The organism is Halovivax asiaticus JCM 14624 (assembly GCF_000337515.1).
GTDB lineage: Archaea > Halobacteriota > Halobacteria > Halobacteriales > Natrialbaceae > Halovivax > Halovivax asiaticus.
In genome coordinates, this window is the sequence record NZ_AOIQ01000006.1 from 65,535 (window position 1) to 79,162 (window position 13,628).

The window sequence follows — 13,628 nt, forward strand, 5'->3', positions numbered from 1 at the left end:
ACTTTTGGCGGCGGTTGGCGTACGGCCGGTATGGCATCACGAGCGGCGAAGGTTCGAGCGGGCCTCACGGCCGTCGGGGTCGTTCTCGGGATTACCTTGCTTCTCGTCGTAGTTTTCTTCATCCTCGCGATAGGGGTGAATCTCGTCGGGAGCGTCTTCGTCGGAGGAGGAGACGACGGAACCACGGAGGCACCCGACATCGAGTTCGAAACGACGCTCGAAAACGAATCGGTCGTCGTGCGACACGCTGGCGGCCCGACGGTCAACGCAAGCGAGATAACGTTCGAGCTGAACGGGGACGCACGCGGAACCTGGAAGGCCCAATCACAAGGAGAGACCGACCAGGTCTCCGAGGGAGACACCGTGACACTCGACGGTGTCGCATCGGGGGACGAACTCGCCGTCCGGTGGACCGATGGCGACGCGGCGGAACTGCTCAGTTTCGAAACGCTCGAAGCGGATTCACCGTAGCTCGGTGCTTATTCGTCGAGGGCGACCGGCACACCGGCCGTCGCCACGTCGAGGACGAACGCACGTTGGTCAGTTTCGATGTCGTCGAACGTATCGTAGTGGACAGGCACGACGAGGTCCGGCCGTATCTGCGTCGCTAACTCGGCCGCTTCGTCGCGGTTCATCGTAAATCGACCGCCGATCGGTGGACAGAGAACGTCGACAGCCAGTGTTTCGTGGAGTGAGAGAACGTCCGTATCGCCTGGCCAGAAGACGGTGACGCCATCCATCGTGAGTCCGAACCCGCAACCCGACCCCTCCGGGTGGAAGGGAGTGTCGTCGGCGCGGGTGTGCGCCCCGCCGGGTTCGTTGTACGCCGGCGTAGTGAACAGATCGAGCGGGCCGAGCGCGAACGATTCGTCGGCGCGGACACGTTCGACGTCGAACGGGAGTGACTCAGGTTGGCGAGAGACGCGGTCGATTTCGGTCGCGTCGATCGAATCGTGACAGACGACCAGTGCATCGTCGTGGGCGACCCGTTCGATCCCGTCTGGATCGTAGTGGTGGGCGTGGCTGACTAGCACGAGGTCACCGTCACGCGGGCGATGGCCTGCGAGGACGTCGTACCGACCGGGGTCGACGTAGACGGTCGTCCCCGTCCGGCCGGCGATGCGAATCGTCGCGTACCCGAGCCAGTCGATGTCGAGTGGGCCGTGCGAGACCGTCATCGTCAGGGCCAGCGAACCGAGTGAGTCAGTCGACCAACGCCGTCGATCTCGATAGCGACGTCGTCGCCGTCGGACAAGGGCGTGACGCCTTCGGGAGTGCCAGTCGCGATCACGTCGCCCGGCTCCAGCGTCAGGTAGGACGTGATTTCGGCGATGAGCGTCGGAACGTCGAAGATAAGCTGCGAGAGCGAGCCCGACTGGGCCTGCTCGCCGTTGATATACGACCGCACACCGGCGTCGTCGGGCACCTCGTCCGGCGTCGCGAGGACGGGACCGATCGGGGCCGCACCGTCGAACGCTTTCCCGCGAACCCAGTTTTTCTCCTGGCGTTGGTCGTCGCGATTGGAGACGTCGTCTACGCAGGTGAATCCGGCGACGACGTCCATCGCACGCTCGGCGGGGACGTCCCGACACTGTTCGCCGATCACCACACCCAGTTCTGCCTCGACTTCGAGACGTTCGGTTCCAGCGGGCGCCGTAATCGTATCACCCTGTGCAGCCAGCGTATTCGGTGGCTTCAGGAAGAGTAGCGGTCGGTCCGGGACCTCATTCCCCAGTTCTTCGGCGTGGGCGGCGTAGTTGCGGCCGATACAGACGACCTTCGAGGGCTCACAAGGTGGGAGGAGCTGCACCGCGTCCATATCGTACTCGTCCCCCCCGAACGAGATCGTGTCGCCGTCGACGTTGCCACGACGAACGGCCCCGGCCGGATCGCGGAATCGTGCGTATTTCATACGAACACTCACTCAACCGACGGCTAAAAACGTTGTAACTCACCGTCGTGGCAACTTCCCGCACAGCCCCGCTGGAACGGAACGCTTTTTATTAACCCCGGGCAAGCCATGACTGTCGCGTCACACCCGACGCGCGCTCCGTTGGTGTAGTCCGGCCAATCATTTCGGCCTTTCGAGCCGATGACCTGGGTTCAAATCCCAGACGGAGCACTTCAGCGAACGAGTTTTACGAGTGAGCGAAGCGCGCACGGATGGGATTTGAATTATACCGAGGTTCTGCGAGCGGGGCGAGCAGGTTCTCGGAAGTGGTTCAAATCCCAGACGGAGCATTTTGCTGCGAACTATTCGTGAGTAGCAAATGCGATCCTGGATTTGAATTAGACCAGTCGTGCGCAGCGAAGCGAGCACGTCTGGGCGTCGTTCAAATCCCAGACGAGGCATTTGACCGCGAACCAGGCCACGAGCCATGGCCGTCCCAGCCCTCACAGCACACCGATTGCAGCGAGGATGGCGACGAGGAGGGCGAGAAAGAGGTGCTCGCCGTCGACGACCAGCCCGTAGAAGAGCGGGCTCGCGTCCGGGTCGGCGGACAGGCAGTACGAAAACACGTACGCGCTGAACACGAGGAGGACGAGGTACCGTGGGGGGACGAGCGACGCCCAGATGGCGGCGACGACACCGAGGGTGACGACGACCGTCGCCCCTGCGGAGTACAGGCGCGTGCGACGCGTTCCGATGACGCGGGGGACGGTTACGATCCCCTCGTGGCGATCGCCAACGATGTCCTTGAGGTCGAAGATGATTGCAGCGATGGTCAGCATGGCCACCACGTACGCGGTCAGAAGGAGTATTTCGGTATCCATCGGGACACCGTAGTAGACGCCGACGCCGAGGGGAATCCCACCCCAGGCGATGCCGACGAGCAGGTTCTTTACGAGGAAGATTCGCTTTAGGCCCAGCACGGAGTAGAGCGTGATGACGGCGATCGGTGCGAGTAATAGTTCGGCGCGGGGAAGGTCGAACGCGAGTGCGAACCCGACCGCGCCGAGATAGGCGAGTGTGCCGATGATCAGGAGGAATCGTCCGTACCGTTTCGTAAACGCCGCTCGACCGGGGACGTTGTACTCGTCCTCGTCGATGTCGGTGAATCGGTTGAGGCTGTAGACGAACAGTGTCACGGCAAAGACGATGAACGGCGGAAGCGGTTCGAGTGGGAGTTCCGCGAGGACGGCGGTAGTCACGACCCAGCTCGTCGCCGCGAGTGCGATGAAGACGTTACTGTGGACGAGGGTGAGCGCACCATCGACGACGTTGGGTCGTCCGTGTGACGCGTCCAGCACGGAATCGCTCATCTGCCGGTGGTTCGTACACGGTCGATCCGTTTGAACGCTCGGAACTGGGAGGATAGACAGGTACCACTGGCACGGGCCACCATCAGCCGATACGCCCACCGATTACCGGCCTGGGCGAGTCGTGAGCTTTCGACAGGTCTAACTCGGGGTTGGCCGAAGTTTCTGACGAGTTTACAATGAAGCTGCACGAGTATCAGGCGAAGCAGGTGTTCGCCGATGCGGGGATTCCGACGCCGGATTCGGCGCTGGCATCGGACGTCGACGGCGTCCTCGAGGCCGCCGCCGATATCGGCTACCCGGTGGCGATCAAGGCGCAGGTACAGGTAGGCGGCCGCGGCAAGGCCGGCGGGATTGAACTCGTCGAATCCGACGAGGAGGCCCGCGAGGCAGCCGAACGCATCATCGGGATGGACCTCAAGGGTATCCACGTCGAGCGCGTGCTCGTCGAGGAAGCCGTCGACTTCACGAACGAACTGTACGTCGGTGTGACCATGGACCGCGGCGAGGGCAAACCCGTCGCGATGGTCTCGACGAAAGGCGGCGTCAACATCGAGGAAGTCGCCGAGGAGGATCCCGACGCGATCGCCCGTGAACACATCGATCCGTCCTTCGGCATGCAGCCGTACCAGGCCCGGAAAGTCGTCTTCGACGCCGGCGTCGACCGCGCCGTCGCGACCGACGTTGCGGGCGTCCTGTCGACGCTGTACGATCTCTGGACGAGCAAGGACGGCTCCGACGCCGAGATCAATCCGCTGATGGTCACGGCCGACGACGAGGTCATCGCGGCCGACGCCGTCATGAACATCGACGAGGACGCCTTGTTCCGCCAGCCCGAGATCGCCGAGATGGGCGAGGAAGCCGCAGGCGGGGACGAACTCGAGCAGAAAGCCGACGAGTACGGCTTCGACTACGTCCGTCTCGACGGCTCTGTGGGCATCATCGGGAACGGCGCCGGACTCGTGATGACCACGCTCGACCTGGTGGATTACTACGGCGGGTCACCCGCGAACTTCCTCGACGTGGGTGGCGGCGCGAAGGCCGAACGGATCACCAACGCGCTCGATATGGTCTTCTCCGACGACAACGTCGACAGCGTCGTCTTCAACATCTTCGGCGGCATCACCCGTGGCGACGAGGTCGCCAAGGGGATCAACGAAGCACTCGAGGCGTTCGACGAGATTCCCAAACCGGTCGTCGTCCGACTCGCGGGAACGAACTGGGAGGAAGGCATGGAGATTCTGAACGAGGACCTCGTGACCGTCGAACAGACGCTCGAGGACGCGGTCCAACGCTCGGTCGAATACGCCGAGGAGGGAGAAGCATGAGTGTACTCGTCGACGAAGACACGCGCGTCGTCGTACAGGGCATCACCGGCGGGGAAGGCAAGTTCCACGCCGGTCAGATGATGGAATACGGGACGAACGTCGTCGCCGGCGCCGTCCCCGGCAAGGGTGGCCAGGAGGTCGACGGTGTCCCCGTCTACGACACGGTCGACCAGGCCGTACGCGAAGAGGACGCGGACGCCTCCGTCATCTTCGTCCCGCCGGCGTTCGCCGGTGACGCGATCTTCGAGGCACTCGACACCGACCTCGATCTCGCCGTCGCGATCACCGAAGGAATCCCGACGCAGGACATGGCTCGCGTGAACAAGCGACTCACCGAAACCGACACGCGACTGCTCGGCCCCAACTGTCCGGGCATCATCACGCCAGGCGAGTCGAAACTCGGTATCCTTCCCGGCAACATCTTCGCGCCGGGTGACGTCGGGCTCGTCTCGCGCTCGGGCACGCTCACCTACCAGGTCGTCGACAGCCTCACGAACCGGGGCATCGGCCAGACGACGGCCATCGGCATCGGTGGCGACCCGATCATCGGCACGGACTTCGTCGACGCCCTCGCGGCGTTCGAAGACGATCCGGACACCGAAGCGATCGTGATGTGCGGCGAGATCGGCGGCGAGGACGAAGAGGAAGCCGCCCAGTACATCGCCGACCACGTCGACACACCCGTCGTCGGCTTCATTGCCGGTCGCACGGCCCCGCCGGGCAAGCGGATGGGCCACGCCGGCGCGATCGTCTCCGGATCGGGCACCGGCACCGCAGAGAGCAAGATCGACGCCCTCAACGACGCCGGCGTCCCGGTCGGTGACACGCCCGAAGAGGTTGCCGATTCGGTCGAATCGATCCTCTAGCGGGCCGTCTCGATTGGACGGACTACCGGCTCACGCACACATCGTTACACCGTTTTCCCCGATTTACGCGATCAGCGCTAGGTCGGACAACTGTCCTTCCACACCGCATTACAGACCCGGGACGAGCGATCGTAGGCTGGCGAGGACCGACCGAATACGTGACGAGGACTCGGTCGACGACCCCTCGGTGTCTGTCGGGTCCGACGACGAATCGTCGGAATCGACCTGAGATGCTTCGGAATCGAATTGAGACGCTTCGGCCGACGGTTCGTCCGGAGTTGGTTCGTTCGAGCTGGAGTCGTCCAGTTTTTCCGTCGGCGAATCGGTCCGAGGCGGTACTCGTCCACCACCGCCATCACCTACTTCCGCAGCACCGGCGAAGATCGATCCCAGATCGATCTCTTCGTACCCGGTATCCCTGTCGTCGAATGCACTCCCAGGTTGGTCCTGCACCGAGGCTGGTTCTTCGGAGACAGTGGTAGTCCGTGGAGCCTCGTCGGCGTCCGATCCAGCCGATCGGTCGGTCCCATCGTCAGTCGGTTGATCCCACGCCGGCTCGGTCGTGGGCGTCGAATTCGGCGTTTCGATCCAGAGAAACTCGTCACCTTCCCGTCGGTCGGGTAACAGTAAATCGTCGAAGGCCGCCTCGTCGAACAGATCAGCCGGGGCCTGAATTTCCGGATCGGGCGTTGCCGACCCGTCGATCAGGTCTGTCGGCGAGGTGTCTCCGAGAATCGCGTCGGTATCGACCGGTTCGTCGTCTGCGGCGAGATCCGCGAAGACCGACGACGCCGTGCGATCTGAGACGCCACCGTCCGTCCGACAGTGGTTCGTCGGATCGGCCTCACGGGTCGAAGTCGAGCCCGAATCCGCCGTCGAACCGGCGGACAACCGATTCTGATCGGACGGTGTCGAATGAGATCCCATCAGTCGTTCGCCTGAGTATCCTCGCACACGTAATTAAGTGTTCTGTTCGGGATGGAAGATCGTTGAGACAGGAATGCAGCAGCGAAACAAACATCGGTTATCGATGTCATCTACGGCGAGAACGGCCGAGGCTCTCGTACCGAAACGTGATTACGTCGGCTCGGCCGGGACGATATCGGGGAGCCTCGTCGCGGTGTAGCCGAAGACGTCTTCGTATCCGTTCGCCGAGAGCAAGACCGGGTAGAACGGATCCGACGCGACGTGGGGGTCACCATCCGCAGCGGCGAACTGGTCGCCGGATTCGACGCGCTCGAAATTGTCGACGAAGACCTCGTACCGGTCAGCAGCGTCTTTCGATATCGTATCGGTGAGGCGAAAGTGCGCGAGTTGGTGGGCGACTGTGTCACCCGGCAGGGCCCCGGTCGCGGTCAGGAACTCCCGGACGAGGCGGACGGCGTTCTCCGCGGCTCGCTGTGTCCCCTGGAGGCCACACTCCACTTCGATCGTCTCCGCTCCGGTCCGCAGTCGCCCGTCGGCGAACGCACCCGTTTCGACGAGCGTGCCGATCGACAGCTGTGACACGACGCGGCGACTCGTCTCGGTCACACGATCGACGACCGCGAACGGGTCGGCATGGCTCCGCGTCGAGTGTAGCGACATGACAAGCGTGCCCGCGAGTTCGTCAGTCAGTCTGGCCGCGAGACGGCCTTCGTGGGACGTCGCCGTTTCGTCTCCGGGGAACGCCCGGTTCAGATCCTCGTCGACGTACCGGCGTCCCGATTCGATCGCCCGTTCGTTGGCCACGACGAGTTTGACCGGTTCCGAGACGGCCGGCCGCTCCGAAATGAGCCGCTCGATGGCATGAACACCGCAGGGTTCGTCGCCGTGAATGCCGCCCACGATCGCGATAGACGGCGTCCCGGTTCCGAGCTGCTCGACTCGCATGTATCACTGCTTGGGGTCTTGCGAAACTTATGCGGTTCGGACCGAGGCAGGAGACACCCTGTGTCGAGTGCAGGCTCAGCGTCACTCGGATGAGAGAGTGTTGCCATCAAGCTGGAGGTTCCAGCCGTCGACGACCGGGGGATCGGTTAGCGCACGCGTCGCGACCGTCCTGACCGAGTGGACGTTCACCCCGTAGTAATCTGACGGCACGTCCTGGAGATACTGACACGCAGTTTCGAAGAGGTTGCGTAATCCGTCGTCGTTCTCGAAATCGACTCGCTTGTAGACGCCGGCGGCGATCTGGACCATCCCGTGGAGAAACGCGCTTTCCGTGGAGCCGCTAGCGTAGTTGTACCACTCATCCTCGAACTCGTCGTGAGCGGCGTGGTAGTCACCAGCGTTGAACGCCTGTATGCCATCGACGCAGGCACGCCTGAGGGTGGGATGTTCCCAGCGTTCGAGCTGGGCGTCCCACCCTGTCGGATTGCCAGCTGGTGGCTCGACGCTCGGATCCTGCGTGTGTTCGTCCATACGGTATCGTTTGCTCCCCGCGGGAAAAACTTCACCGCCACCACCTCCACACTCACCATACTCACCACAATTACCAGCAGCCGGCGTCCTGCCGGCCCACACCCTGCGAGTACGTGCCCCCTGATTTACCCGTACGGCCTCCGTACCATCCACGATGGAGTATCCACGCGGCCGGTGTGACCGCTGTGGGGAGCGCATGTACACGCAACGGACGGGCGGGTATCGCTGTTACAACTGCGGCCGCGAGGAGCGACGCCGGACGAGCGATCGGTACCGGGTTCGGTGACGGGGGTGCGGTGACGGACACGGACGGACGGTCAGGAAGTCGCGATTCGAGACGACGGAACCGTAGCGTATTCAAACGACCCCGTCGAAGCGACAGGTGCGTGCGAGGGTAGCCAAGCGGCCAACGGCGGCGGACTCAAGATCCGCTCGTGTAGACGTTCGTGGGTTCGATCCCCTCCCCTCGCATCGCAGCGCGCCGCACTGCTGCGGCGAGACGCGATGCGGAAGATCGACACGGAGCGATCTTCCCTCGCAACACTTCTCTGGATCCACTCGGTTCGAGAGTCCTACTTACCGAATGTCACCCCACGTCCCGACGAGTTCGCCGTCGACGTAGCGTCGCTGCTGGAATCCAAGAGCGTTACACAGCAGCGTGTGACCCATGAACGAGAGGGTATAGTCGGCCAGTCCGAAGGGGTGCAGCTCGTGCTGGTTGGCCGGTGGGAGCACCGACCCGAGGACGGTTATTCGACCGTCTCCGACGGTCAGCTCTCCAGCGCCGACATTTCCCGAACTGCCGAGTGAGCCCGCGACGGACCCACCCGCGCCGGAGAAGGCATCCGCATCGACAGTCCGGACTGGCGAGTCCTCGCCAGTCGTATATCCCAGCTGTGAGACCTTCCAGATCTCCTGCTGGATTGGACGGACGTCCATCAGGAGTGGATGATCGAAGTCACGATCGGCGAGATTGGGAAAGCGGACGGTCTCGGTAGAGATATGGTCCGGGTCGATAGCACTCGCTTCACCCAGGTCGATCTCGCCAAGGAGGGCGACTCCCGCGTCGGTGAGAACCAGATTACCGCCAGTCGCGACGAACAACTCGAGGACGGCCAGATACCACGGATTGTCGATGCCGTCGTCCGTCGAGATGACGACAGTATCGTACCAGAATTTGCCCGAGTTGCCTCGCATCAGCCGGCCGTTTCTGACGTCGTGGACGCGGAGTTCGTCGATGGACCCGTCCTCGAGGTAGGGTTCGAGATCCGCGAAGTACTGCATCGGGTTGACGACATACTCGCGCTGGCTGTATCCCAGCACCGCCTCTGGATCTGGATACTCGGTATCGCTGTCAAGCTGGACGAACTCCACTGCGAGGGCATCGCCGCCGTCGTGTTCGATCGACCACTCGCCGGTGCCGGGCTGTGGAACGTAGAACGCTCCGTCGTCTCGACCCTCGATATCCCCGAAGTCTGCCTTCCGAACCGTCTTCCCCTCGGGATCGACCAGTCGAACGGTTCCCGTGTCGAGATCCGGGGCATCGACCTGGACGGCGAGCGAACGCGTCGATCCGCTGGCGGTAACGGTCGACCGACCCGCCGGGCCGGGCTGGACGGTATCGTGGCGCCGATGAACGCTGGTGCTGGGCCGTCCGTCTGATCCCTTCCCCTTGCCGGGATGATCGTCCGTGAACGGGAGATCCGCCGATCGACGGGTCAGCGAATCGGAACTGACGTACGCAACGTCCTTCCCGCCGGTGGCTACCGTCGCGTCGGTGGAGGCGGCCGTCAGCTCGGCGTACTCGCGCATCGAGAGCCGGTAGGCCGTCGCGAGGTGGCGTTCGATGAAGGGTTTGAAGTCGTAGGCATCCCGCAAGATGAGTTCGGGAGCCACGGTGACGGCGCCGAGCCCGCCGAACTCCTCGGGTTGGCCGGCCCAACCGAGCAGTGCGCCGGTAACCTGGTAGGAAAGCGTATCGTAGATCGTCCCGTAATCCAGCAATCGATCGGGGACGTATCCGGGATAGTCCCAGATCGCTTCGGCGGCCCGACTCGTCTCGTCGGGGATCGCGTCCGGGCTTCCCCAGTGATCGGTCATCGCATCGTCGATCCGGCGGTTGACCTCGTCCAGATCGTGTGTACCGGCGTGATCGTAGGGCGCGTTCGATTCCAGGTTCAACACCATCGATGCCGAGAGATCCATCATGTGGTAATCGCACAGGTACTCGACGTTGTCGTACCCCCGCAGATGCTCGACGACCGATAGCGCGTCCGGGACCACGTCTTCGTACCCGCGACCCGCTGGGTCGTCGGGTCGGACGTCGGGCGCGTCCTCCGGTTCGGCGGGCCAGTAGCTCGGATTGATCCATCCCATCGTCGGATACTGGCGGTTCGTGTCGCCGATGGCCGCGTTCCCGCGGTGATACCGGACCCGCTCGGTCCCGCTCCACGACTCGAATTCGTACTGGGGCTTGCGAGCGACCCAGCCGTCCGGATTGGTGAAGATGAAGACGATCGCGATATCCTCGATCAGTTCCTCGAAGCCGTCCGCTTCGCCCTTCGTGATCTCCTCGATGAGCCGCGTTCCCGCGACCCGACCGGCCGGTTCGTCGCCGTGGATGGCGAGGGAGAAGACGGCCTTCTCCTTGGCCTGGAACGACGCGTCGTCCCGGACGTTCTTCGTCACTTCGGCGACGTAGACGTCCTTCGGGTCGCGTTCGGCGCCGGTGAACAGGTTCTCCCACCCGGGGCTTTCCCCGATGGGGTGAACGCGGACCCGATCAGGGTGGGTCGACTCCAGGTGCGAGAGTCCCTGCGCGAGTTCGCCGTGGGAAACGTAATCGCGTGCGTTTTCGACCGCCGGAAAGACCCGGTCGTCGTACGCGTCGCCGAGTTTCCAGAACGGATTCGCGCCCGGGGAGAAGTCGACGGATTCGATGCCGTCGATCTCCGCGAGGGCCGTCGAAACTTCGTCGGCGGTGAGATACGCGTGAGCGGCCGGCGATGGCTCCGCCCGCGTCGCTACCTTCGGTGGGAGATCGTCCTCGTCGATGTCCCAGTCGGGTTCACCGTACAGATCGTAAAACGCATCGAGCGCATCGACGCTCTCGAATTCGATGACGAGCGTCGTCTGGTGATCATCGGAGGTTGCATCGACGGCGAACGAGGCCAACTCCGTGAGCGAATCGTCCTCGACCGTCGCCGAGACCGCACCTGGCAGAGTCAGTGCAGCTCCCGTCGCTGCGGCGACGTGCATGAACGTGCGTCGATCGATCGGAGACCCGTCGAACGATCCCTCGTCGAGTGCGGCCGCTTCTTTGTGCGTATAGCGATCCGATTCAGACGCCGATACCGACTCGCCCGATGTGTGATTAGTTTTACTCATGGTCTTTGGTGTGGCATTCCACCACACGACACCAGTGTGTGACACTCGTAAACAAATTCCCCAAGTTCTCACGAAAACTAAACCATCATAAGTTATTACTGGTCATAGATGGTGCTATTGCGCGGTCGGTTCCCCCTCGTTTCCTTCGAAACCAGCAACTACAACCGCGACAGCCGAAGTGTGGGCCACGTATTCGACTCCCACAGAATTCGACCGCAGTGGCTTTGGCGATACGGGAACCGAGTACGACCATGAAAGCTAGCGGCAATCCGGACGCACGGATCGACGTTGCCGTCGATGCTGCGTCCGCCGGCGCGGCTGTTGCACAGAACGCGTTCCGGTCCGACCTCGACGTCCAGACGAAATCCTCGAAGACGGACGTCGTGACGCAGGCCGATCGCGACGCCCAGCGCGCGGTGATCGAACGGATCGAAACTGCGTACCCAAACGAACGGATCGTCGGCGAGGAAGACGAGCAGTCGGGTACGATCCCGGACGACGGACGCGCCTGGATCGTCGATCCGATCGACGGCACCGCGAACTTCGTCGCCGGGATTCCGACGTTCTGCACGGCGGTCGCAGCCGTCGACGACGGGGAGGCGATCGCCGCGGCACTCGATTTTCCCGTTACCGGTGATCAGTACGTGTTCGATGGAACCGACGCGTGGCTGAACGACGACGAACTCGCCGTCAGCGATCGATCGGATCCGCACGTGTGTACAGTGAGTCCGACGCTGTGGTGGGGCAGAGATCGACGGAACGAGTACGCTAGAGCCTGTTCCGAAATCGTGCATCGCTTTGCCGACTTGCGCCGGGTACGGTGTGCGCAGGCCGAACTCGCGATGGTCGCAAGCGGCGCCCAGGATGGCACGTTTGCGAACGTATCTGCTCACCCGTGGGACACGGTCGCCGGCGTCTCGCTCGTCAGAGCGGCCGGTGGGACGGTGACCGATCTAGACGGGAACCGGTGGCGACACGACAGCGACGGGCTCGTGGCGTCGAACGGAGAGATCCACGACGAACTACTCAAGGCAGCCAGCGCCGTCGACGACGTCGCCGAGTCCACGTAACTGGACAGAACACCGATATTCAGGAGGGGCCTCGCCACGCCCCGAACCGGAACCGATAACCGACCGCACGATAGGCCTCCGAGTATGCAGCAGTACATCGACCGCTTCGGGGCCGAGCGGATCTGGGCGGCGACGGTCGTCGTCGTGTTCGGCGGACTTGCCCTCCTCGCAGCACTGTTTCCACAGCAGGTGTACGTCGAGTTCATCTGGGAGTACTTCTGGGGGCCGGTGGTCGCCGACGCGAACGGCTGGAACTGTGTCGCCTGGGCCGGTGGCGAGGTGCAATCGTGTGATGTCGCCGGATCGGGTGCGGGCCCGACGGCCAGCCCGGGGTACACCGTTACCTCCTACGCCGGCTACATTCCGACGTTGCTCCTGTTGTTGACGGGATTCATCTTCGTCATCGACCGACTCGACATCGAACGCTACCGAGCCGGCTTCTGGGGCCTCTTTCCGTTCATGCTCTTCGGCGGGGCGCTTCGCGCCGTCGAAGACGCCAACGTGAAAGTCGCGGAGGCTACCGGTGATGCCGCACTGTCACTTCCCTGGCAGGCGTTGCTCATCAGTCCGTTTACCTACGTCGTCGTCGCGGTCATCGCCCTCGTTTCGCTCGTTATTGCCGTCTGGCTAGAGCGAACGGGAGTGATTCCTGGCTACGAATATGGACTCGCCGGGATCGGAACATCCCTGCTCGCCGTCACGCTCGTGATTCTCTGGCAGTGGGCAGCGATCGGCGGCGTCGGATTCTTCCCGTTGATCACGGTGACGACGCTCGTCGTTGCGAGTACCCTCACGGCACTCGTGTGGTTCACAATCCAGCGGTTCGCACCGGAGCTGAACGAGGGCACCCGATACATGGGCGTCCTCATTATCTGGGCCCACGCGATCGACGGCGTTGCAAACGTCATCGGGCTCGACTGGGCACAGGCATTCGGCCTCCCTTGGGATCTAACTCCGAAACACCCCGTCAACGCCGCGGTGCAGCGGTACACCGGGCAGCTACTTCCGGAATCTATCACGGGTGTCATCGGCGATGTCTGGCCGTTCCTTCTCCTGAAAGTGGCTGCCGCCGTCTTCATCATCTGGGTGTTCAACGAGGAAGTGTTCGAGGAGAGTCCACGCTTTACGATCATGCTCATGTTGACCGTCGTCGCCGTCGGCCTCGGGCCAGGGACCAGAGACATGCTCAGGGCCACGTTCGGCGTCTGAGCGGCACCAAAATCGGAGCGGTCGATTTGTATGCTTCTTGCGTTCCCAATCGAACGGGTGCGTGACTACGTGACTCGACACGCTACATGATCGAACGTCTACAT

The 13,628-nt window shown here is 63.0% G+C and carries 13 protein-coding genes and 2 tRNA genes; 8 read left to right on the plus strand and 7 right to left on the minus strand.

Going from position 1 to position 13,628, the window contains the following annotated elements:
• The first annotated feature begins 30 nt into the window (after positions 1 to 30).
• A complete protein-coding gene (locus C479_RS01390; protein ID WP_007696716.1) occupies positions 31 to 471 on the plus strand; it encodes a type IV pilin in 441 nt (146 codons plus the stop codon).
• Positions 472 to 479: 8 nt separating this feature from the next.
• On the opposite strand, the gene C479_RS01395 is transcribed toward C479_RS01390, so the two are convergent.
• Positions 480 to 1,178 (minus strand): MBL fold metallo-hydrolase, encoded by a 699-nt coding sequence (locus C479_RS01395; RefSeq protein ID WP_007696720.1) that lies wholly within the window; start codon positions 1,176 to 1,178, stop codon positions 480 to 482.
• 2 nt (positions 1,179 to 1,180) lie between these two features.
• Positions 1,181 to 1,912 carry a fumarylacetoacetate hydrolase family protein gene (locus C479_RS01400; protein ID WP_007696723.1) on the minus strand — a complete coding sequence of 244 codons (732 nt, stop codon included), beginning with the start codon at positions 1,910 to 1,912 and terminating at the stop codon, positions 1,181 to 1,183.
• 135 nt (positions 1,913 to 2,047) lie between these two features.
• Between C479_RS01400 and C479_RS01405 the strand changes: the two genes are divergently transcribed.
• A tRNA-Glu gene (locus C479_RS01405) sits at positions 2,048 to 2,122 on the plus strand.
• Positions 2,123 to 2,394: 272 nt separating this feature from the next.
• Here the strand turns inward: C479_RS01405 and C479_RS01410 are convergent.
• Positions 2,395 to 3,264: a UbiA family prenyltransferase gene (locus C479_RS01410; RefSeq protein WP_007696726.1), complete on the minus strand. Its 870-nt coding sequence runs from the start codon at positions 3,262 to 3,264 to the stop codon at positions 2,395 to 2,397.
• A gap of 176 nt (positions 3,265 to 3,440) precedes the next feature.
• Here C479_RS01410 and sucC point away from each other — a divergent pair, with 176 nt between their 5' ends.
• Positions 3,441 to 4,589, plus strand: coding sequence for an ADP-forming succinate--CoA ligase subunit beta (sucC, locus tag C479_RS01415; RefSeq protein WP_007696730.1), 1,149 nt, complete (start codon positions 3,441 to 3,443; stop codon positions 4,587 to 4,589).
• On the plus strand, positions 4,586 to 5,455 hold the full coding sequence (gene sucD, locus C479_RS01420; RefSeq protein WP_007696735.1) for a succinate--CoA ligase subunit alpha: 870 nt from the start codon (positions 4,586 to 4,588) through the stop codon (positions 5,453 to 5,455). The genes sucC and sucD overlap by 4 nt, the downstream gene beginning before the upstream one ends.
• 108 nt (positions 5,456 to 5,563) lie before the next feature.
• Here sucD and C479_RS01425 read toward each other — a convergent pair whose 3' ends face one another.
• The 3 genes from C479_RS01425 to C479_RS01435 form a co-directional block, all read right to left on the minus strand.
• Positions 5,564 to 6,382, minus strand: a complete 819-nt coding sequence (locus tag C479_RS01425; RefSeq protein ID WP_007696743.1) for a hypothetical protein — start codon at positions 6,380 to 6,382, stop codon at positions 5,564 to 5,566.
• A 150-nt stretch (positions 6,383 to 6,532) separates the two neighbouring features.
• Positions 6,533 to 7,327: a succinylglutamate desuccinylase/aspartoacylase domain-containing protein gene (locus C479_RS01430; RefSeq protein ID WP_007696744.1), complete on the minus strand. Its 795-nt coding sequence runs from the start codon at positions 7,325 to 7,327 to the stop codon at positions 6,533 to 6,535.
• An 81-nt stretch (positions 7,328 to 7,408) separates the two neighbouring features.
• Complete coding sequence (locus tag C479_RS01435; RefSeq protein WP_007696747.1) at positions 7,409 to 7,858, minus strand: DUF309 domain-containing protein; 450 nt, start codon at positions 7,856 to 7,858, stop codon at positions 7,409 to 7,411.
• Positions 7,859 to 8,012: 154 nt separating this feature from the next.
• Between C479_RS01435 and C479_RS16870 the strand changes: the two genes are divergently transcribed.
• Together C479_RS16870 and C479_RS01440 are read left to right on the plus strand one after the other, a co-directional pair.
• Complete coding sequence (locus C479_RS16870) at positions 8,013 to 8,144, plus strand: hypothetical protein (protein ID WP_275039656.1); 132 nt, start codon at positions 8,013 to 8,015, stop codon at positions 8,142 to 8,144.
• A gap of 102 nt (positions 8,145 to 8,246) precedes the next feature.
• Positions 8,247 to 8,329, plus strand: a tRNA-Leu gene (locus C479_RS01440).
• A gap of 105 nt (positions 8,330 to 8,434) precedes the next feature.
• Here C479_RS01440 and C479_RS01445 read toward each other — a convergent pair.
• Positions 8,435 to 11,245 (minus strand): M14 family zinc carboxypeptidase, encoded by a 2,811-nt coding sequence (locus C479_RS01445; protein WP_007696750.1) that lies wholly within the window; start codon positions 11,243 to 11,245, stop codon positions 8,435 to 8,437.
• Positions 11,246 to 11,496: 251 nt separating this feature from the next.
• Here C479_RS01445 and C479_RS01450 point away from each other — a divergent pair, with 251 nt between their 5' ends.
• Positions 11,497 to 12,315, plus strand: a complete 819-nt coding sequence (locus C479_RS01450; RefSeq protein WP_007696752.1) for an inositol monophosphatase family protein — start codon at positions 11,497 to 11,499, stop codon at positions 12,313 to 12,315.
• Between the two features lie 84 nt (positions 12,316 to 12,399).
• Entirely contained in the window at positions 12,400 to 13,524 is a 1,125-nt protein-coding gene (locus C479_RS01455; protein ID WP_007696755.1) for a DUF63 family protein, read from the plus strand.
• Positions 13,525 to 13,628: the final 104 nt, after the last annotated feature.